Below are 22,575 nucleotides of genomic sequence, written 5' to 3'. Positions count from 1 at the left end.
TGGGGGACAACAATCATGGCTCTTCATACAGCCGTGAGTGCTCTTGTCAGTCTCCTGCAAGAGGCACCATCGCGTGGGCGGCGCTGCTTCGCATTATTGAGTTGAACAACAACCTCATCGACATGGTCTAGGTTACCTTATCGAGCTCAATCGTGTGGTGCGACGTCCGACAATACTTTTTGCAGGTCTGAAAGCGGCACCGGCTTCGTCAGATGAAAGTTGAAACCGGCGTCCTTGGCTAAGGCCTTGTCGCGCTCCTGTCCCCAGCCGGTCTGCGCGATGATTGTGATATGTTCGAACAATGGGTCCTTCCGGAATGCACGGCAAACGTCATAGCCGTCCATTCCTGGCAGGCCGATGTCGAGTAAAATGGCGTCCGGCCGATATTGCTTGGCGAGCTCGAGTGCTTCTTGTCCGTTATGTGCTGCCTGAAATTCGTGGCCAATATCCTCAACCATCATTCCCACTGCGTCTGCGATCAGGGGATTGTCGTCAACGACGAGGATTTTCAACGGTCGATGAGTATGCGGTGATGTGTCAGCTAAAAGCACATCACTTTGTAGCGACGCCGCCGGTGGCGTGGCTAAAGGTAGCCGGACGGTGAAAGTGCTGCCCCGGTTGACGCCTTGGCTCGACGCACTGACGGAACCTCCATGCATTTCAACAAGCTGCTTAACCAGCGCCAAGCCGATGCCGAGGCCGCCTTGTGACCGCTGGCGATGGTCTGCGACTTGCGTGAAGAGCATGAAGACTTCGTTTTGCATTTCCTCCGGAATGCCGATGCCGTTGTCCGAAACCGTTATGACAGCTTCACGAACCGCTGTTGCCAAGGACAATTTGATTCTTCCGCCCGTCGGCGTGTATTTGGCCGCATTATTGAGCAGATTCGAAATCACCTGCGACAACCGCGTTTGATCAGCTTCGATCCAGCAGTCGTCCGATGGTATCTCCAGATCAAGGACCTGCCCGGTCGTTTCGATCAAAGGGGTGCTTGCTTCGACCGCCGAATGGATGACCTGGCTGACCTTGATCGTCTCTTTGCGAAGCTCAATCTTGCCCTGGCTTATTCTGGATACGTCCATCAAATCGTCGATCAAACGCACGAGATGGTTCAGTTGTCGATCCATCATATTTCGGTTTTGGGCCGCCGTGTCTCGATCCGGATTGCGGCGAAGCATGTCGAGACCCGCGCGCAGGGGTGCCAGCGGATTCCGCAGCTCGTGGGCGAGTGTCGCCAGAAATTCGTCCTTGCGCCGATCGGCATCCTTCAGCGCTTCTGCTTGCGCCTGGAGCTGATCGCGTTGTGCTTCGATTTGCTGTCGTTGCAGATAAAGCTCAAAAAATACGTCCGTTTTGCTGCGCAAGACATCGGGCTCGATAGGCTTTTGGATGAAGTCGACCGCACCGGCCTCGTACCCTTGAAACCGGCGTTTTGCGTCGGTGCTGCCTGCAGTGACAAAGATAATCGGGATTCGCCTTGTTCTTTCATTGCCACGCATCAATTCGGCGAGCTCGAAACCGCTAAGACCAGGCATTTGGACGTCAATCAAGGCAAGCGCTACGTCTTGTTCAAGAAGAACTTCCAACGCTTCGTCACCCGAGCGAGTTTTTAGAAGCGTCAGACCGTCTCGACGTAACAGGCCCTCGAGCGAAAGGAGGTTTTCCTCAAGGTCATCGACGAGCAGAAATTGAACCGGCGCCATGCTTAGGCCTCTCGCAGGAATGATGTGATTGAGGCCAAGGGCAAGATGTGAGCCGATGAAACGGCATCGATTGCAGCTTTTGGCATCGTATTTTGAAAGGCCTCTTCTGGATCTTGGGCAATTGCGATGCCTCCGGCATCCGCTACGGCCTTCAGGCCCTTGGCACCGTCCTCGTTCGCGCCAGTAAGGATGATGCCGATCAGGGCCGGGCCATATGCCTCGGCTGCCGTTTCGAAAAGGACATCGATCGACGGCCTGGAGAACAATTCCGGCTCATCGCTCGATAAAGCGATCGATTTATCGACCTCGACGAGCAGATGATAGTCCGGCGGAGCAAAATAGATGGAGCCGCTCCTAATCGGCTCCTTGTCTTCCGCTTCGATGACCCTCAATACGCATTTGCTCGCGAAAAGCTCGGCGAGGACACTGCGTTTGTCGGGCGGAATGTGAACCACGACAATTATCGGCACTCTGAAATCGGCCGGCAACGCCGGAAGGATGACGGAGAGCGCTTCAAGCGCCCCGGCCGATGCGCCGATCACAACCGCCTCGATCTGGCTCATAGGCTTGTCCTTTGGTAAATTTTCTCTTCGCGGACAAAATCCGAGAAGCCGTTTGCGTGCGATGAGAAACGGAGGCTTTCCTTTGCGCCCAACCCGAGAAAACCCTTTCGCATCAGGGAATCTTTAAATAGCCCGATGGCGCGATCCTGAAGCGGTCGATCAAAATAGATCATGACATTCCGGCAGGAGATGACGTTCATCTCTCCGAAGACTGCGTCGGTCACCAGGCTGTGGTCCGAAAAGACGACATGCCGGCGAAGGGTTTTGTCGAATGCTGCGTGTCCGTATCCTGTTTTATAGTAGTCCGACAAAGAGGACTTACCGCCGGATTTTCGATGGTTTTCGGTAAAAAGCTTGATCCGGTCCAGATCGTACACGCCGGTTTCGGCGATCTGCAGTGCGTCCTGATTGATATCCGTCGCATAAAAGATCGTTCTATCCTCCAGACCTTCTTCGCGAAACAGGATAACGAACGAATAGAGTTCCTCGCCGCCGCTGCAGCCAGCAATCCAGATCTTGAGCGACGGATAAGTCCTCAAGTGCGGAACGACCTGCTCACGGATAGCCAGAAAGTAGGATGGATCGCGAAACATCTCGCTTACCTGAACGGTAAGATAGCCAAGGAGGCGTGGCAGCATGGTCTCGTCGTGCAACACGCGCTCCTGAAGAGCTGAGATCGTGACAAAACCCATCTGATCGCGTGCCTGCCTTAGCCGCCGCTTCACTGACGCCATGGCATAATTGCGAAAATCATAATGGTAGCGCACATAGAGCGCCTCCAGAAGAAGGCGAATTTCGATGTCCTCGACCAATTCAACGGACCCGGTCAACGTGGCATCCATACACGCACCAACGATAACAGTTTCTCGACATCAAGTGGCTTTGCCATATAGTCGTCGGCACCGGCATCAATGCACCGCTTTTGGTCGTCTGGCATAGCCTTGGCGGTTAACATGATGATGGGCAGCCGCTTCCAGTGCGGGCTCTTCCGGATTGTCCGTGTGGCCGTCAAACCGTCCATCACGGGCATCATGACGTCCATCAGAACGAGATCGATGCGCCCCGCCGCATCTTCGGTGGACTTTTCCAGAGCGTCGATCGCCTCCTGACCATTGCGAGCAATCTGAATGGTTGCGCCGCGAGGCTCGAGAACGTTGGTCAAGGCGTAGACGTTGCGCACATCGTCCTCGACGACGAGTATGCGCCGGCCTTCGAGGAGGGCGTCCCTGTGTCGGGCCTTGCGGATCATCTTCTGCTGTTCATCCGGCAAATCCGAGACGACCTGATGGAGGAAGAGTGAAACTTCATCAAGCAGGCGTTCCGGGGACTTGGCTCCCTTGATAATGATAGACTTCGAATAGCGGCGAAGCTTCTGCTCCTCGTCCGCAGTCAGAACACGGCCAGTGTAGACGATGACCGGCGGGAAAGAATGCGTCTCGTCCTGGCTGATCGTCTCAAGCAAGACGTAGCCCGATGCATCGGGCAGCGATAGATCCAAAACCATGCAATCGAATGTCTGATCTTTGAGAAGAGCCAGACATTCCGCGGCGGTCCCGGCAGTCATGGTTTCGACGTCATCAGATGCCAAGAGCTTGGCTACAGCCTCTCGTTGCACCTCGTTGTCCTCGACGATAAGGACGCGCCGAACACCTTGGGTGAGCTTCTCTTTCAGTTTTGCCAGAACCTCGACCAGATGCTCGCGTTGAACGGGCTTCAGCATGTACCCAATGGCGCCAAGCGAGAGAGCTGTTTCCGAGTAGTCGCTGGCCGAAACGATATGGATCGGCACATGGCGTGTCCGGACATCGCGCTTCAGGCGATCCAGAATGGAAAGGCCCGATTGATCTGGAAGCCCAACGTCGAGAACTATGGCGCTCGGCATGAATTGTTGAGCAAGGTCGAGTGCGTCCTGGGCCGTTCCGGCAACCAGTGAGCGAAAACCCATTTCGCGCGCCAAGTCGCGCAGAATTGTCGCGAAGCTATGATCGTCTTCTACGATCATCAAGGTTCGCCGGCTGTCGGCCGGCATTGCCCGGTCGTCATCGACGATTTGTCGCGTTGCTGCGGGCGGCGCCGGGATAGGGGCCGCTATCGCATGGCCCGGTTGCGGAACCGCGCTCGAAACGGCATCTCGCGGGACGACCAGCGCCGGATCATAAGATTGAGGGATCGTCAGCGTGAAAGTGCTGCCCTGACCCTCCTGACTTTCGACTTGGATCTTTCCGCCCAACAGGCGGACAAGCTCGCGCGAGATCGACAGTCCGAGCCCCGTACCGCCATATTTACGGCTGATTGTCCCATCCGCCTGGTGAAACGCATCGAAAATCCGCCGTTGCTGCTCGCTGGCGATGCCAATCCCTGTATCGCTGACCGCTAAAATAATCTGCCCATGGTCGGAGACGGTGATCGAGAGGATCACGTTACCATGTTCGGTGAACTTGAATGCATTCGAAAGAAGGTTCTTGAGGACCTGCTCTAATCGCTGGAGGTCGGTCTCGATGATCGGCGGGCATTCCTGCGCGACTTTTACGTCGAATCCCAAACCTTTGTTCCTCGCGACAGGTTCAAAGACTTGGCGCAGGGTATTGGCTAGACGCTCGATGGACACAGGTTCCGGGCGAACATCGATATGACCGGCTTCAATTTTTGAAAGGTCGAGGATATCATTGATAAGATTGAGGAGGTCGTTTCCAGAAGACTGAATGGTCTGAGCATACTTGACCTGTTCGGCCGTAAGATTGTCATCCGAATTGTCGGCAAGCAACTTCGCGAGAATCAGCGACGAGTTGAGTGGCGTCCTCAATTCGTGAGACATGTTGGCGAGGAAATCCGATTTGTACCGGCTTGCCTGCTCGAGTTCACGTGCCTTTAACTGCGCAGAGGTATTGGCGCGCTCGAGATCGTCGCGCTGGGTCTCCAGCTGCTGGGCCTGTTCTTCAAGCTGTGAATTCGTTTGCTCCAATTCCACTTGCTGCTGCTCGAGGCGTGCTTGGGATTCCTTAAGCGCGCGGCTTTGCTCCTCAAGCTCCTCGTTCGACACGCGGAGTTCCTCGCTTTGAACTTGCAGCTCCTCCGATTGACGTTGGGTTTCCTCCAGGAACTTCTGTAACTCATTTCGATAGCTTGCCGAACGGACGGCGGTGGCAATCGTGGTCGACGCCTGGTCAAGGAACGCCAAGATTCGCTCGTCGACTGATTGCACAAAACCGAGCTCGACCACGGTATTGACATTGCTGTCGATCGCCGACGGAACGATGACGAGATGTCTGGGCTTGTTGCGGCCAAGAGCGGAGCCGAATTCGAGGTAGTGTTCCGGTAGGTCGGCGACGATCACCGGACGTCCCTCAATGGCCGCATGTCCCAACAATCCTTCGCCGGGCTTGATTTGCTCGGGTAGCTCGACGTTAGCCGGCACACCGTAGGTTGACGCGCGCCGGTAAGTGTCACGGTCGCCGACGAAAATCGCGCCGGCGACGGCGCCGACATATTGCGCCAGATAGGCAAGAATACTATTTCCCAGCTGCTCCGTCCGCTGATCGCCCATCAGGGCCGACGCCAAACCCAGGCTGCCGGCCTGTAGCCACTCTTCACGTCGTCGAATAAGCGTTGCTCTGCGAATAAGAGTGCCGACTGCCATCGTCAGGAGGATGCCAAGGATGCCGGCAGCGACGCCGCTGACCAGGCTCGTAGTATAGGCGCTGTTCATCTCGTTTAGGCGTTGCGCCCGAAAATTGACCTCTTCCTGAGACATGGTGGCTAACTGGCTGCGAATTGCATCCATTTCCACCTTGCCGCGATCGGAATTGACGACAGCCAGCGCCGCCTCGATGCCGTTGGTTTTACGAAGCTCTATCGTCTGATTGAGTTCAGCAAGCTTGGCGTCCACATGTTGTTTCAGCACGGTCAGACGCTGAACCTGCGTGGGGTTGTCGCTGATAAGCGCTCCGATGTCCTCCAGCTTCTGAGGCATCGTATTCAAGGCCTTGTTATAGGGATCGAGATAGCGTGTGTCGTTGGTCAGGAGAAAACCTCGCTGGCCCGTCTCGGCGTCCTGCGCGTCCGACAAGAGCTCATCGAGGGAAATGATGATCGAATGCGCCTTGACGATCGCATCGGTGTTCCGCTGCAAAGTCTTGAGGTTGAAATACGCAATCGCACCAGTAATCAAAAAGAATATGATCGCCCCAGCCAAGGTAAAGGTCATGATGGGGTCAAGCCCAAGACCTCGTTTGGAAAGGCCTTGCGGTGATGTCTGCGGCATGAGTTCCTCTGGGACGAGCGCGATACGATTGAGATTTAGCGCGTTGTTGGAGCGCAAGATAGTGCGACAGGATGTGTGTTCAAGAATAAATCCACGCAAAGACGAGCCGCAGAAGCCGTATCTTCCGAAGATCTTAATTCTGATCGGGGAGTGTCAATCAATTCTTTTCCGCTGATCTCCTCGACCAAAGGTGCACAGACTTCACCGAGTCAGTCGGTATCTTTCCAAAACGTCGACTGACTCGGGATTGGCTGATGACACGGCGATTGTCTTGCTCCCGTTCACTCTGCGTAAACGAAGGCAATATGCAAAGACAAGCACAGACGTCTTGAATGTCGCCTACCCATATTTGACGCGACATCTCGGGAACCTATTCTTCGACGGCGTCTTATTGCTTCGGGACAAGACGGCCAGGATGAAGATGAAAGAAAAGGACCAGCATACACGCGATGCTCGCAATGCGGGTAGGCAACTCCTCGCCCGGCACGTGAGCGAAGACCCTTTCGCCGCTGCCTTCAAAGCGACGCGTATGCCGATGATCGTCACCGATCCAAATCAGGGCGACAACCCGATCATCTTCAGCAACGAAGCGTTCAGCAAGCTCACCGGCTACACCGATGACGAAACCATTGGTCGCAACTGCCGCATCCTACAGGGGCCGGATACGAACAGCAAACCGTGTCCAAAATTCATGAGTCAATCGAAGCTGGTCGCGACATAGCTGTCGATATCTTGAATTATCGAAAAGACGGAAGTCCGTTTTGGAATGCCTTATTCATTAGTCCCGTTCGGGATGAGGCAGGCAAGATCGTATATTTTTTCGCCTCGCAGCTCGATTTCACCGATGTCAAAAACCGGGAAGCCGATCTGGCGGTCGCGCGCCGTGAAGCGGAGGCCGAGGTTGCCAAACAGACTGCGAACCTGCGTTCGGCGCTCCATGCGCGATTGCTTCTTGTCCACGAGGTGGACCATCGGGTGAAGAACAACCTGCTGACGATGGCATCGATCGTTAAAATGCAGGCCCGTGTGACGAAGGACGACGGCCGACGAGAGGCGCTCATGTCCGTGCTCAATCGTATCGAGGCTTTGAGCACAGTTCAACGAAAGCTCTATACCCTGGATCATGTCTCAAAGTTCGACATGTCGGAATTCACGCGTGAGCTCGTCACGGACCTTGTCGATGCGACCGGTCGCAAAGATATTCGTCTCTCCCTCGATCTGACTCCGCTGCTCGTCCCCGCCGTCAAAGCGACGCCGCTCTCTCTAATCGTCAACGAACTGGTGGGTGATGCAGTTCGCCGTGGTTTAAATGACGGCGGCGGCGATATTCATGTCGTTGTCCGGCGGCTCAACGGTCACTTCCTTATCCGCTTCGAAGATACATCCGAACCCGTGGAACCCGACAGCGAAAGCGCTGAGCTTGGCGGTATGTTGCTTGCGGCGTCGGCTTTGCAGCTCGGCGCCGAAATAAAAAGAACGCATGAAGGCAAGAAGACGATTGTCGATGTCGTATTGCTCGTCGGCGACTATCAGGAGAGCACGCATTGAAAGTCATGATCGTAGAAGACGAAATGCTGTTGGCCATGGAGCTCGAAAGCGAAGTGGAGATGGCAGGTCATGAGGTTACGGGGCTTGCCATGAGCAGTACTCAGGCGCGAGAGCAGATCGGCACGTCGAAGCCCGATTTCGCGTTTGTCGATATTCATCTCATGGACGGCCCAACCGGGCTCCAGGTTGGCCGCGAGCTGGCGGCAGCCGGCATCTGCTATGTATTCGTCACCGGCAATATCAAGAAGATCCCCTTGGATTTTGCGGGAGCTCTCGGTGCGATCGAAAAGCCTTATACGATGAATGGCATGAAAAAACGCGCTTGCCTATGTTTCTGCAATCATCGAGGGCGAAGAGGGCGGCTCGCCCCCTGTCAGCCTTGTCTTAGCGGAAGATGTGAATGTCGGCAGACGCTTTGGCTGAAGCGATTGAAGGCGCACGCCAGGCGTGGGGTTGATGATATCGGAGGAAAGAAATGACAGAGAACCAGAGCATACTGAAAGAGGTGAAGCCACGCTTGCTCTCCTTGGTGAGCGAACTTGTTGAGAAAGGCGCAGAGCGAAACGCCGTCATCTACATGATCGAAAAGGAATCGTTGCAGCTTCGCCATGCCATCGAGTCCGGCCGATCCGGCAACCTAGATTTTGATCGCCAGATCGAGGAGCCTGCTAACGATTGGCCAGCGAGTTGAATTTGATTCCTGGTGCGAAGTTCGAGAAATAAACTCTACCATGGTCTAGGTCATTGCCCTGGGCGAGAACGGTGTCGCTCATAATCCATCATGCGTGCCAATTTCGAGCTTGGGCGTGTCGGGCGTGTCATCGGTCGGTAGCCAAATCTCGATGGAGGTACCTTTTCGATCATTAGGAAAGGCGGTCGCATCGCCGCCGTGCGCTCTTGCGAGCGCGCGAACTATGGGCAACCCGAGACCTGAACCGCCATTGACCCGCGCTCGAGACTGCTCACTTCGCCAGAACCGATCAAACATGCGCCCCGTTGCCTCCAATGAAAGGCCGGGTCCAGTATCGGAGCAAAGGATAGATGCTCTGCCTCCACTGACGCTTGTCTTTATCGTTACGATGCTGCCCGGTGCATACCGACGAGCGTTTTCAAGGATTGCGAACAAGATCTGACGGATCCTGGCTCTATCGGCCATCACGGCTGCGCCCGCTAGGTCAGCGTTGACAGTAATAGCAGCGTTGGACAAATCGTGTTCGATCGCGTCGATGACGGAGCGCACTTCCTCGGCGAGATCGATCCGTCCAAGCTTGAGGTCCAATTGGCCGGCATGGAACACATCGAGCGTTCGCAGATCTTCAACGATGCGTGTCAAATCGTCGACATGGGTGATCAATCGTTCATAAAGCTCCTTACTTGGATGGAAGACGCCGTCCAAGAGCCCTTGGAGCCGTCCCCTCAATATGGTCAGGGGCGTGCGCAGTTCATGGGCGATTGCCGATTTCGAATATTCAAGTTCTGCTTCGGCGCTTTCCAGGCGCGAAGCCATTGTGTTGAAGTCAATCAGCAGAGTTTCAGCTTCTCCAAATGATCCTCGAACGGCTTTGGCGCGTGCGGAGAGGTTTCCACTTGCGATCGCGCGCGCTGCCGCGGCAACACTTTGGATGGGGCGAAGCAGGACTTGCGCCTGTAACCATCCAACAAAAGCTGCCACCGTTAAACCGACAACCAGAATGACGCCGAGGACAATGAAGTCAGCAGTGTTCCAACGATCCGTGTCGGGAATGTCAGGGAAAAGCCAGTCGTAAACAAAGGTCCAATAGACATACCAACCAAAGTGGATCACCGCGAATGCTGCGACCGTCAAGGCGCTCATCACGCGAAAAAGCTGCGAATTAAGGCTTCTGGCCATGGCCATCCGTTAACTTGTAGCCGACCCCGCGGACACCCGTAAGGATAGTTCCGGCCCCGGCGATGGTCAGCTTGCGGCGCAGGTTGCTCATGTGGCTGTCCACCGTGCGCGTGAGAGCGTCACCCTCTGGAAGACAGGCATCGATCAGTTCCGATCGTTCAAAGACGCGGTTTGGAGTTCCGGCCATATAGGCGATAAGCCGGAACTCCGTGCGGGTGAGCTCCAGTAAAATTCGTTCAAACGGGCCATCGATTGATGCCTGATAGGCATCCGGATCAATCAGGAGAGGCCCAACTCGGATTGTTGATCGCGAATGCCCGCCCGTGGCTCGGCGCAGTACCGCCTTCGCGCGTGCAACAACCTCTAAAGGGTTGAACGGCTTGACAACATAATCATCCGCACCGATGCGAAGAGCCTGCAGCTTGTCGAGATCTTCAGCCAAGGCGGTCGCCATGATAACGGGTGTGTCGCCGCGCCGGCGGATGGTAGCCAAAACCTCGTATCCGTCTTGGACAGGGAGCTTCACATCGAGGACTACGAGGTCTGGTTTCAAACGCTGATGGTGAGAAAGTCCGGTGGCGCCGTCCCGAGCGCTGACCGTGCGAAAGCCTTCTCGAGAGAAGTAGCTTTCCAATATCTCCACGATTTCCGGTTCGTCCTCGATAATGAGAACAAGGCTGTTGTCCATGCTATGCTTCACTGTTGATGACGCTGCAACAAAAGAAGAAACCCAAGCGAAGGTCAAGCGTACGGCAATCTCCTCCACCAAACCTCCACACTCCCTCCACTCAAGATGCACGCAAATGACAAAGATGACCCTGTGCATCTCAGGAGCGGAGCCGCAATGACCGTAAAACACGCAACGATAATCTGCATCCTCGTTGTCGCGACTGGCCTTGGCCTTTCGGCCTTCGTCAGCAAGGGTCGCGCGCGCACATGCGGCGGGCTCTGCGATGCATCAGCCATGATTTGCCGTTGCGACATGAGTCGATGAGCGCACGTCAAGCCATCGACGACGCTTCCTTCACATGTTGGCGAGGCAAGCGTCTCAATTCAATCCGCAGCCCCGGGGAGCCCAGCACTTTACGGACATTGCTTACCAGAAAGAGATCGGTCGATGCATCATAACGTTTCAAGATTTGCCTTTGTTGTCGTTCTCGGTGCTGCGATTGCGCCATCGAACGTGAATGCAAATTCAAACGTCGTCAGGGTAGCTGTCTATCGCGGGCCGGCTTCCTGTGACGATTGCTCGGAAACCGCCAAAAAAGCCATCGAAAGCCTGGGAGCCAAATATCGCGTCGACTTCGTTGGGGCGACAGAGAAGATTGACATTACGTCGGCAAATCTCTCGCTTTACGATGTCTATGTTCAACCCGGCGGTGGCCAGGATATTCCAGCTGCGTTCAACAGTCTCGGGGACAAGCGTGTTGAAGCTATTCAACGATATGTCGCGAGTGGGGGCCGCTACCTCGGCCTTTGTATGGGCGCGTATCTTGCAAGCGGCTCCGGATTTGGCTTGGTTCAACAGGAACTGGATTCTGAAATCGGGCGGCCGGGTTTTTCCGTCAAGACAATCGATAGCACTGCAATAAGGGTTCGCTGGGCAGGCAAAAGCGAACCGATGTTCTATCAAGACGGACCTTATATGATGAAGGCAAAGGGAGATCCTGGTTTTCGGTCGATCGCGACGTACCAAAACGGCGACATCGCTGCTGCCCGCTATTCCTTCGGCAAAGGCGTGGTCGTCTTAAGCGGTCCTCATCCAGAGGCCGACAAGAGTTGGTTCGAAGAGGCCGGAATGCCTCTCGAGAAGGCACCCGACAACAAGATCCTTATGTCACTTTTCAAAGAACTCGATCGCTGAGCTAAGCTGATATAACAGGCCAGTACAATGGCCTGTTATAAGCAAAAAGGCGGCCCCCGGCTGACGTGTCGCAAGGGCCGCTCAAGCGTTCAGATCCGCTTTTAGATGAGAAATGGGCTTCTCAAATTAATCTTGGGCGCATGTCAGCCGGAAGATGGCGGCAGCCGAACAGATCGGCGGCATTGGCTGGACGGGAACCGGGAGCCAGTCGCCGATGTGGATCTCGCGCGGCCTTTACGAGGAATATGGAAGAGCGCAGGCGCACAAGCTGCTGATCCTCGCTGCCGCAATTGCAGGAGCACGGGCGTCGCCCTCTCTTGTGGCAAGCTTTGGGGACTCATTCGAGTTGCAAAGCTTACTTGAAAACGCCGCGCCGCTGACGTCGAGCTGAAGCAGGTCGCGGTAGGTATCAGAAATGGACGCAGACAACGGCCCAGAATCTACCTAGCGTCCCCTTCACTTGGATGAACCGATTGATCGGCTGGCCCGGCACGCCTGCCGATTCCCTAGGTTTCAATGAACAACATTCGATGGAACGGGCCGCCTGGCATGGGCCGGGGAGGACCTTCCATCCAGGACGACGACAATGACCCGACAGACGACCCGCATGACGCTCTCGCACAAGACCCGTTCGCACCAGATCAGGCTGGTGGCGCTCTTGGCTTCAACGGCGCTTGTGCATTCGACGGCGGTGCTGGCGCAGTCGTTGCCGACAGGCGGCCAGGTGGCGGCCGGCAGTGCGACGATCGGGTCGCCTTCGGCCGGGGCGCTGACCATCAATCAGACGAGCGGCAGCGCCGTCGTCAACTGGCAGAGCTTTAATGTCGGCAAGGGCAACCGCGTCACCTTCGTCCAGCCGGATGCCAATGCAGCCATCCTCAATCGTGTCACCGGCCAGACGACGTCGACCATCGCGGGGCAGATCAAGGCCAATGGCCAGGTCTACCTGATCAATCCGAACGGCATCGCCATCACCAAGACGGGCACGGTCAAGGCCGGCGGCTTCGTCGCCTCGACGCTCGGCATCTCCGACGACGACTTCATGGGCGGCAAGCGGACGTTTACCGGCAATGGCGCGTCTGCGCCGGTGACCAATGCCGGCGCGATCACCATCAACCGCGGCGGCTATATGGCGCTGATCGGCGGCACGGTTGCCAATACCGGCACCATCACCGTGCCGATGGGCAAGGCGGCACTCGGATCGGGGGAACAGGCAACGCTTGATCTGTCCGGTGACGGCTTCCTGCAGGTGGCGGTCCCGACCAAGGCCGGCGGCAAGCAGGCGCTGGTTGAGAATAGCGGCAGGATCGTAGCCAGAGGCGGCACGGTGCAGCTGACTGCAGCAGCGGCGAGGGACATGGCGCGGCAGGCTGTCAATATGTCGGGCACGATCGAGGCGAAGGGCGTCTCGGGGAGAAGCGGCGACATCATCCTGTCGGGCGGCGATGGCGAGGTTGAAATCACCGGCAGGCTCGATGCCAGCAACAGGCATGGCGCCGGCGGCAAGGTCCAGGTGACGAGCCGCAAGATCACGCTGGCCAATGCGAAGATCAATGCGTCGGGCAAGAGTGGTGGCGGCACGGTCAATATCGGCGGCAACCGTCAGGGCAAGGGACCGCTGCAGCGGGCCGAGACGCTGACGGTCGACGCCAATACGGTCATCAATGCCGATGCGGTCAACACGGGCAATGGCGGCAATGTCGTCTTGTGGTCGGACGATCTCACCCGCTTTGCCGGCACGATCACGGCGAAGGGTGGCGCGCTCTCGGGCAATGGCGGCGAGGTCGAGGTCTCGGGCAAGGCGCTGCTCTCCTATACCGGCCTCACCGATCTGACAGCCACCCATGGTTCCTTCGGCAACCTGCTGCTCGATCCCTACAATGTGACGATCTCGACGGGCACGGACAGCAACTCCTCGGGCTTCACGGCGTCAGGCAATGACAGCATCATCAACGTCAACACGCTGACCAATGCGCTGGCGACGGCGAATGTCACGGTGACGACAGGCTCGTCATCGGATGCAACCAATCCGCAGGCCGGCACCATCACGGTGGCTGCGCCGATCAATTGGAGCGCGCTCACCACACTGACGCTGGCGGCGGCCTCGGACATCAACATCAACAGCGCGATCACCGCGAATGGCGGCCTGATCGTCTCGGCCGGCAGCACCAACACGATTTCGGCAAATGCCGCTGTTAATGTCGGCGCTTTCGTGCTCGCCTCGGGCAACTGGGTTCAAAACGGCGCCACGCTGCCTGCCTTCTCGGCCAAAGACTTCCGCCTCACCGACGGCACCAGTTTCCTGCGCGTCGTCGGCGGCAACGGCGCGAGCGCTGCGACCGCCTATCGGCTCGCCGATGTCTATGGCCTGCAGGGGCTGAGTTCGTCGCTCGCCGCCTACTGGACGCTGGCCAGTGATATCGACGCGTCCGGCACCGCGGTCTGGAACAATGGCGCGGGCTTCAAGCCGCTCTCCAGCTTCAACGGCACGCTCGATGGCAACAGCCATACGATCTCGGGGCTCTCCATCCTGTCACCGGGCGGCAATACCGGCCTGTTCAGTACGATCGGCAGCAGCGGCACGGTAAAAAACCTCAACCTGTCGGATGCCACCGTGACCGGTAGTGGCAACTACGGTGGCGTCCTCGTCGGCGAGAACGATGGCACGGTCAGCAATGTGCATGTCTCCGGCACGCTGGCCGGCAACGGCTCCAGCGGCGTTTACGGTGGGCTCGCTGGAATCAACTACGGCACCATCAGCTCTTCCTACGCCACCGGAGCTGTCAGCGGCGGCAGCTGGGTCGGCGGGCTAGTGGGTGCGAATTACGCCTCTATCGATTCGTCCCATGCCAGTGGTGCGGTCAGCGTTCTGGGCGACGGCGAGATCAACACCACAGGCGGTGGCGGCCTTGTCGGCCGGAATTACAGCGGCGCCACGATCAGCAATTCTTCCGCGAGCGGTGCCGTCAGCGGCGATAATTGGGCCGGCATCGGCGGACTGGTCGGTCAAAATGACGGGCTGGTCACCACCTCCTATGCCACAGGGGTGGTCACCGGCGGCTCGGTCTGGGCTGGCGGGCTGGTCGGCGAAAATTACGGCACGATCCAGTATAGCTACGCCACCGGCGCTGTCAGCGGTGGTGCCGGTGAGTTCGGCGGCCTTGTCGGTGACCATTACGGCACGATCCAGTGTAGCTATGCCACCGGTGCGGTCACCGGTACAGGCAACGACAACGTGGTCGGTGGTCTGGTCGGGCTAACCGCGGGTGAGATTGTCAACAGCTACGCCAGCGGAGCCCTCAGCAACACAAACAGCATTTATACCGGTGGACTTGTCGGGTATGCCGACTTCGGGAATGGAGGCGGTGGCAATTCCTGGGATATCCAGACGACTGGACAATCGAGTGCTATCGGTTACCACTACGTCGGCTCGACCACTGCGATCGGCCTGACCACCGCGCAGGCGCGCACGGCGGCGGCCTATACGGGCTGGGATTTCACCAACATCTGGTACCAGACCGGCGACATGCGGCCGATCCTGCGCTCGGAAGCGGCGACGGTGGATGGCAACGGCGTCATCACCATCACCAACCTGCACCAACTGGCGCTGATGGCGCTCGCTCCGTCCGCCACCTATGTGCTGGCCTCGGACCTCGATGCTTCTGAAACGGCAGGAACCAATGCTTCCGGCATCTGGGGTGCGAACGGCTGGGTGTCGCTGGCGAATTTTGCCGGGACGCTGGGCGGCAACGGCCATGCGATCAGTGGCCTGACCTCCACCACCGGCGGCCTGTTCGCGTCCACCACGTCTGCCGCGACGATCCATGATCTCAGCCTAACCAATGCCAGCATTTCCGGCACCGGCGCCTACACGGGCATTCTCGTCAACGACAATGCCGGCCGCATCACCAATGTCTCGACCGGCGGCACGGTCTCGGGCAGCCAGTCCGCCGGCGGCCTCGCGGGCCAAAGCAGCGGCGCGATCAGCGGCAGCTCGTCTTCGGCTTCGGTCACCGCCAATGCCGGCTCGGGAGGGACTGATTACAATGCCGGAGGCCTGGTTGCCATCCTCACCGCAAGCGGCACCATTTCGCAATCCTATGCCACTGGCGCCGTGACCTCCGATTTGGGCGGTCCGGGCGGGCTGGTTGGCGCCAACTATGGCGCGATCACCTTGTCCTACGCGACCGGCGCTACCTCGGGTATCGATGGCTATAACGGCGGCCTTGTCTCCTATAATCAGGGAACGATCAGCAATTCCTACGCAACCGGCGCAGTCGGTGACACCTATCTGACCTCCGGCGGTCTCGTCGCCTTGAACAGAGGAACGATCAGCACATCCTACGCGACCGGAGCGGTCGATGCCAGCAGCGGCGGTAGTAACGGCGGCTTTGTCGGTTCCAACAACGGCACGATCTCGGCGAGCTTCTGGGACACGCAGGCGAGCGGGCAGAGCACGGGTGCCGCATTCGGCACCGGCACCGGCACTGGCCTCACCGGCCTGACGACGGCGCAGATGCAGACCCCGACCAACTTCATCAATGCCGGCTGGGATTACGGTACTACCTGGGGAACGCTGAAGACCGGCGGCACACCGGTGCTGAGAGCGCTGAACACGGCCCCGCTCATCAGCTACTGTGTGGTCCTGTCCGGCAACACCTCGACCACCTATGGCGACGGCATCACCAGCACCTCCGGCATCACGGTCGGCGGCGACGGTGCCTCGCTCGTGACGGTCGGCTGGGGCAGTGCGATCAATTCTTCCACCAACGCCGGCACCTATGCCTATGGCGATCCCAACGTGCTCTCGCTGACCTATCGGGGCGGTGCTGCCGACGACTTCTTCATCGATTACGGATCGGGCGCGCTGACCGTCAACCAGCGGATCGTCAATCTCTCGGGCAACCAGACCTATAACGGCACGACCAATGTCGCCTCCGGCAACCTGACGCTCTCCAACCTTGCCAATGGCGAGACGCTGACCTTGTCGGGTCTCGGCCAGCTTGCGAGCAAGAATGTCGGCAGCAATCTTGTCTTCTCGTTGGGTACGCTGGCGCTTGGCAATAGTTCGGGCCTTGCGTCGAACTATACGCTTGCCGGCGGAGCCGACACGATCACCATCGGCAAGGCGTTGATCTCATCGATCGGTGGCATTGTCGCCGGCAACAAGACCTATGATGGCTCGAGCGCAGTGACACTCGATGCGTCCGGCGTGGTCCTTAACGGCATGGTCGCCGGAGACGCGCTCACCCTCGGCGCCGGCTTCTCCGGCCTGTTCTCTGACGCCAATGCCGGATCGAACAAGACCGTGACGATCTCTGGGCTCAGCCTCACCGGCACTGACGCCGGCAACTATATGCTCGCGTCGAACACGACCACCACGCTTGCGAATATCAGCCAGCGGATCGTCAATCTGTCGGGCAGCCGGGTCTATGACGGCACGACGGTGCTCGACCACTCGATGCTGACGCTGTCGAACCTTTTGGGCAGTGAGACGCTGACGCTGTCGGGTGCCGGCAGCATGGGCGACAAGAATGCCGGCAATGGCAAGTCGGTGAGCCTCGGCTCGCTCGTCCTTGGTGATGGCACGAATGGTGGCCTGGCCTCGAACTATGTTCTTGGCAGCGGCACGGTCGATATCGCCAGGGCCACCATTTCTGCAATCAGCGGCATTACCGCCAATGGCAAGACCTATGACGGGTCGGCCAATGCGACCCTGAACACCAATGGCGTCACCTTCAACGGCATGGTCGCCGGAGACGCGCTCACCCTCGGCGCTGGCTTCTCCGGTCTGTTCGCCGATGCCAATGCCGGTTCGAGCAAGGCGGTGACGATCTCCGGGCTGTCGCTCGCTGGTGCGGACGTCGGCAACTACACGCTCGCCAATACGACGGCCAGCACCCTTGCCAATATCGCCCAGCGGGTGATCAGTCTCTCGGGCAACCGCATCTATGATGGCACGACGGTGCTCGACCACTCGATGCTGACGCTGTCGAACCTTGTGGGCAATGAGACGCTGACGCTGTCCGGCACGGGTTCGATGGGCGACAAGAATGCCGGCAATGGCAAGTCGGTGAGCCTCGGCTCGCTCGTCCTTGGTGATGGCACGAATGGTGGCCTGGCCTCGAACTATGTTCTTGGCAGCGGCACGGTCGACATCGCCAAGGCCACCATTTCTACAATCAGCGGCATTACCGCCAATGGCAAGACCTATGATGGCTCGGCCAATGCGACCCTGAATACCAATGGCGCCACCTTCAACGGCATGGTCGCCGGAGACGCGCTCACCCTCGGCGCTGGCTTCTCCGGTCTGTTCTTCGATGCCAATGCCGGCTCGAACAAGACGGTGACCATCTCTGGCCTCAGCCTTGCTGGCGCGGATGCGGGGAACTATACGCTGGCCAATACGACTGCGACTACGCTTGCCAATATCGCCCAGCGGGTGATCAGCCTGTCGGGCAACCGCATCTATGATGGCACCACCGCTCTCGACCATTCGATCTTCGCCCTGTCCAACCTCGTCTCGGGCGAGACGCTGTCGCTGTCGGGAACGGGTTCGATGGGTGACAAGAATGCCGGCAATGGCAAGTCGGTGAGCCTCGGCTCGCTCGCCCTTGGTGACGGCACTGGTCTCGCCTCGAACTACGTTCTTGGCACCGGCACGGCCGACATCGCCAAGGCCACGATCACCTCGATCGGTGGCATTACGGCGTCGGGCAAGACCTATGACGGTACGATCAATGCGGCTCTGAACACCAGTGGAGCCAGCTTCACCGGCATGGTCGCCGGCGACGTTCTGACGCTGGGCAATGGTTACGCCGGTGCCTTCGCCGACGCGAATGCCGGTTCGAACAAGACGGTCACCGTTTCCGGTCTCAGTCTCGCTGGCGCTGACGTCGGCAACTACACGCTCGCATCGTCCACGGCGACGACGCTTGCCAATATCGCCCAGCGGGTGGTCAGTCTGTCGGGCAGCCGCACCTACAATGGTTCCACCGATGTCGCTGCCTCAATCTTCACCCTGTCGAACCTCGTGGGCAATGAGAGGCTGACGCTCTCGGGTGCTGGTAGCATGGGTGACAAGAACGCCGGCAACGGCAAATCTGTGGCGCTTTCCTCGCTGTTGCTGGGTGACGGGACGAATGGCGGCCTGGCCTCGAACTATACGCTGGCCGGCGGCACCTATACGGTCGACATCGCCAAGGCGGCGATTTCCTCGATCGGTGGCATCACCGCCAACGGCAAGACCTATGACGGCTCGACCAATGTGACCCTGAGCACAGCCGGCGCGGTCTTCAACGGCATCGCCACTGGCGATGTGCTCACCCTCGGCAACGGCATCACCGCCCAGTTCTCCGATGCCAATGCCGGTTCGAACAAGACGGTGACGATCTCGGGTCTGTCGCTCGGCGGTCCGGATGCCGGCAACTACACATTGGCCAATACGACTGCGACGACGCTTGCCAATATCGCCCAGCGGGTGATCAGCCTGTCAGGCAACCGCATCTATGACGGCACCACGTCGTTTGATCATTCGTTCCTGACACTGTCGAACCTGATCGGCAATGAGACGCTGACACTGTCGGGTAGCGGCAGCATCGCTGACAAGAATGCCGGAATTGGCAAATCCCTGAGCCTCGGTTCTCTGCTGCTCGGGAATGGCACGAATGGCGGCCTTGCCTCGAACTACACGCTGATGGGTAGCAGCAACACGGTCGACATCGGCAAGGCGACCATCTCTGCGATCTCCGGCATCACCGCCAATGGCAGGATCTATGACGGTACCACCAATGCGACGCTGAACAGCAATGACGCCACCTTCACCGGCATGATCGCCGGCGACGTGCTTACCCTGGGGAATGGTCTTACCGGCACCTTCTCCGACAAGAATGCCGGCACCGGCAAGCTGGTCAGCATCTCTGGTCTTTCGCTTTCCGGTGCGGATGCGGGCAATTATACGCTTGCCTCGACGACGGCGACGACGTTTGCCGATATCGCCAAAGCGAGCCTGACGCTGAGCGGCTTTGCCGTGTCGAACAAGACCTATGACGGTAGCGTGAGCGCCGGGATCAGCAATGCCGGGACGCTCGGTGGCATCGTTGCCAACGACACCGTTACCTTCGGCTATGGTGGTGCGACCTTCTCCGACAAGAATGCCGGTTCGGGCAAGGTGGTAACGCTGTCGGGGATCACGCTGTCGGGCATGGATGCCGACAACTACACGATCGCCTCCACCGCCACGACGACGGCCGACATCGCCAGGGCGACGATCTCGTCGATCGGCGGCATTACCGCATCAAGCAAGACCTATGACGGCTCGGCTACCGCCACGCTGGATACCGGCAATGCGACCTTCACCGGTATGGTGACGGGCGATAGCCTGAGCCTCGGCAGTGGATGGAGTGGTGCCTTCGCGGACGCCAATGCCGGTTCGGGCAAGGTCGTGACGATCGCAGGCCTCAGTCTTGCTGGCGCTGACGCCGGCAACTATACGCTCGCCAATACGACGGCGAGCACCCTCGCCACGATCGGTCAGCGGACGATCAGCTTGTCGGGCAGTCGCAGCTATGATGGCACCAGCGCTCTCGACCATTCGATCCTGACGCTGTCGAACCTCGTGGGCAATGAGACGCTGTCGCTGTCGGGCACAGGCAGCATGGGTGACAAGAATGCCGGCAACGGCAAGTCGGTGAGCCTCGGCTCGCTCGCCCTTGGCAATGGCACCGGTCTCGCCTCGAACTACGTTCTCGGCAGCGGCACGGTTGACATTGCCAAGGCTGTCGTCTCCTCGATCGGCGGCATTACGGCTTCGGGCAAGACTTATGACGGTTCGACCAATGCGACCTTGAGCACAGCCGGCGCGGTCTTCAACGGCATGGCCACTGGCGATGTGCTCACCCTCGGCAATGGCTATGCCGGTGCCTTCGCCGATGCCAATGCCGGCTTGGGCAAGGTCGTCACCATCTCTGGCCTCAGTCTCGCTGGCGCGGACGCCGGCAACTACACGCTGGCCGATACGAGCGCGACCGCCCTTGCCGATATCGCCAGGCGCGCCATCACGGTCACGGCGAATGGCGCAACCCGGACCTATGGTGATGCCAATCCCGTGTTCACCTATACCGTCGGCGGCGCAGGGCTGGTCAACAGTGACAGTCTCTCTGGCGCTCTCTCGACCTTGGCCGATGGCACGTCGAATGTCGGTACCTACGGCATCACCCAGGGAACGCTTGGCAATGCCAACTACGATATCAGCTATAGCGGCGCTGACCTGACGGTCACCAAACGTGCGATCACGGTTGCCGCCAACAATGTCAGTCGTGCCTATGGCGATGCCAATCCGCTCCTTACCTATACAGTCGGCGGAGCAGGGCTGGTCAATGGCGATCTGCTGTCGGGCAATCTCGCCACGTCGGCCAATGGCGCCTCCAATGTCGGGATCTATGGCATCGGCCAGGGCTCACTTGCAGCTTCGGGCAATTATGACCTCGCCTTCAGCGGTGCCGATCTGACCGTCACCCGGCGCGCCATCACGGTGGCGGCCAACAATCAAAGCCGCATCTATGGCGATGCCAATCCGCTCCTTACCTACACCATCGGCGGCGCCGGCCTCGTCAATGGCGATCTGCTGTCCGGCAATCTCGCCACATCGGCCAATGGTGCCTCCAATGTCGGGATCTATGGCATCGGCCAGAGCTCGCTTGCAGCCTCTGGTAATTATGACCTCAGCTTCACCGCCGGCAATCTCGCCGTCACCCCGCGGGCGATCACGGTATCGGCCAACAGTGCCAGCCGCAGCTATGGCGACCAGAACCCGCTTCTTAGCTATGTCGCCACCGGCCTCATCAATGGCGACAGCCTGACCGGGGCACTGTCGACCGCGGCCAATCCTGCCTCCAATGTCGACTCCTATGCCATCGACCTCGGCACGCTCGGCAATGGCAACTACACGATCGGCTATACCGGTGCCAACTTGACGATCACGTCACGACTGATCGACGTCATCGCCAGCAACGCCAGCCGGTTTACGGGAGCGGCCAATCCGCTCTTTGCCTACACGATTGGCGGTGCGGGTCTCGCCAATGGTGACCGGCTGTTCGGTGAGCTTGTCAGTGCGGCCAATCCTTTCTCCGCACCCGGCAACTATGCCATCACTCGCGGAAGCCTGACATCGTCGGCCAACTACGCCATGCGCTTCACCGATGGCGTGCTGACGGTCAATGCGGCTCCATCGACCCCGAGCGGAGAGCTTGCCAGCGTCATCATTCCTCGCTCCTACCAACCAGATACCACGCCGCCATTGCCGCCGGCTCAGAGCCAAAGTGATCCGGCATTTGCCGGCGAGGGGCATGGTGACGGAAGTCGCATCCTCATCTCCGATCCACGTTTCGACGGCACCGTCGTCTGCCTCGGGAATGGAGAGGCCTGCGTTGTCCCAAGGGCGGCTCCGTGAGAGCGAACAGATCAGAGGAGAAGGCCGAGTTACGTTGGTCAAAGACACTTCGCGGGACGTCGACTCGTGCCATTGTTCCGGTGACGGCCATTTAACGGGCCAACCACCAAGCGATGCAGAAGAACGGCGATGACCAGATATTGCAGGGGGCGGCGACCAAGAGATCGAGAATTCTCGTCCGCCACTGCGAAAACGGACGCACCACAGGTAGGGCTTCCGATCGGCCGGAGGTTTGCAACGTTTCATACCAACCTTCTCTACCATCCTAAATCTCGTCGTGGCACAGCACGTGTCCGTTCTGCTTTCGCCACTTACA

9 protein-coding genes and 3 pseudogenes are annotated in these 22,575 nt (G+C 58.6%); 6 read left to right on the top strand and 6 right to left on the bottom strand.

Features of this window, described 5'->3' with window-relative positions:
- Positions 1–146 precede the first annotated feature (146 nt).
- From HGP17_RS14670 to HGP17_RS14655, 4 genes are read right to left on the bottom strand one after another with little or no spacing between them, the layout of a single operon-like run.
- A complete protein-coding gene (locus HGP17_RS14670; RefSeq protein ID WP_168810145.1) occupies positions 147–1,703 on the bottom strand; it encodes a response regulator in 1,557 nt (518 codons plus the stop codon).
- A gap of 2 nt (positions 1,704–1,705) precedes the next feature.
- On the bottom strand, positions 1,706–2,266 hold the full coding sequence (locus HGP17_RS14665; protein ID WP_168810143.1) for a chemotaxis protein CheB: 561 nt from the start codon (positions 2,264–2,266) through the stop codon (positions 1,706–1,708).
- On the bottom strand, positions 2,263–3,108 hold the full coding sequence (locus HGP17_RS14660; protein ID WP_168810141.1) for a CheR family methyltransferase: 846 nt from the start codon (positions 3,106–3,108) through the stop codon (positions 2,263–2,265). The genes HGP17_RS14665 and HGP17_RS14660 overlap by 4 nt, the downstream gene beginning before the upstream one ends.
- Positions 3,093–6,470: a response regulator gene (locus HGP17_RS14655; protein WP_246704126.1), complete on the bottom strand. Its 3,378-nt coding sequence runs from the start codon at positions 6,468–6,470 to the stop codon at positions 3,093–3,095. Before HGP17_RS14655 ends, HGP17_RS14660 begins: the two co-directional genes overlap by 16 nt.
- A 478-nt stretch (positions 6,471–6,948) precedes the next feature.
- Between HGP17_RS14655 and HGP17_RS14650 the strand changes: the two are divergent.
- The 3 genes and pseudogenes from HGP17_RS14650 (at position 6,949) to HGP17_RS14640 (ending at position 8,766) form a co-directional block, all read left to right on the top strand.
- A pseudogene (locus HGP17_RS14650) lies at positions 6,949–8,075 on the top strand (PAS domain-containing protein).
- Positions 8,072–8,498: pseudogene (locus HGP17_RS14645) on the top strand (response regulator). Before HGP17_RS14650 ends, HGP17_RS14645 begins: the two co-directional pseudogenes overlap by 4 nt.
- A gap of 52 nt (positions 8,499–8,550) precedes the next feature.
- A complete protein-coding gene (locus HGP17_RS14640; protein ID WP_168810138.1) occupies positions 8,551–8,766 on the top strand; it encodes a hypothetical protein in 216 nt (71 codons plus the stop codon).
- Positions 8,767–8,844: 78 nt separating this feature from the next.
- On the opposite strand, the gene HGP17_RS14635 is transcribed toward HGP17_RS14640, so the two are convergent.
- Both HGP17_RS14635 and HGP17_RS14630 read right to left on the bottom strand, forming a co-directional pair.
- Positions 8,845–9,945, bottom strand: coding sequence for an ATP-binding protein (locus HGP17_RS14635; protein ID WP_246704100.1), 1,101 nt, complete (start codon positions 9,943–9,945; stop codon positions 8,845–8,847).
- Entirely contained in the window at positions 9,929–10,633 is a 705-nt protein-coding gene (locus HGP17_RS14630; RefSeq protein WP_168810884.1) for a response regulator, read from the bottom strand. The genes HGP17_RS14635 and HGP17_RS14630 overlap by 17 nt, the downstream gene beginning before the upstream one ends.
- Before the next feature lie 429 nt (positions 10,634–11,062).
- Here HGP17_RS14630 and HGP17_RS14625 point away from each other — a divergent pair, with 429 nt between their 5' ends.
- The 3 genes and pseudogenes from HGP17_RS14625 to HGP17_RS14615 all read left to right on the top strand — a co-directional run bounded on the left by HGP17_RS14625 (position 11,063) and on the right by HGP17_RS14615 (position 22,259).
- Positions 11,063–11,809, top strand: coding sequence for a BPL-N domain-containing protein (locus HGP17_RS14625; protein ID WP_168810136.1), 747 nt, complete (start codon positions 11,063–11,065; stop codon positions 11,807–11,809).
- Positions 11,810–11,948: 139 nt separating this feature from the next.
- Positions 11,949–12,200: pseudogene (locus HGP17_RS14620) on the top strand (hypothetical protein); the annotation flags it as partial.
- A gap of 195 nt (positions 12,201–12,395) precedes the next feature.
- The gene (locus HGP17_RS14615; protein WP_168810132.1) at positions 12,396–22,259 is read left to right on the top strand and encodes a YDG domain-containing protein; all 9,864 of its coding nucleotides are present in this window, start codon (positions 12,396–12,398) and stop codon (positions 22,257–22,259) included.
- Positions 22,260–22,575 lie beyond the last annotated feature (316 nt).

Source organism: Rhizobium sp. P38BS-XIX (genome assembly GCF_012641435.1).
GTDB lineage: Bacteria > Pseudomonadota > Alphaproteobacteria > Rhizobiales > Rhizobiaceae > Rhizobium.
Note: the sequence above shows the minus strand (reverse complement) of the source record. Positions and strands in the feature narration are given on the sequence as shown.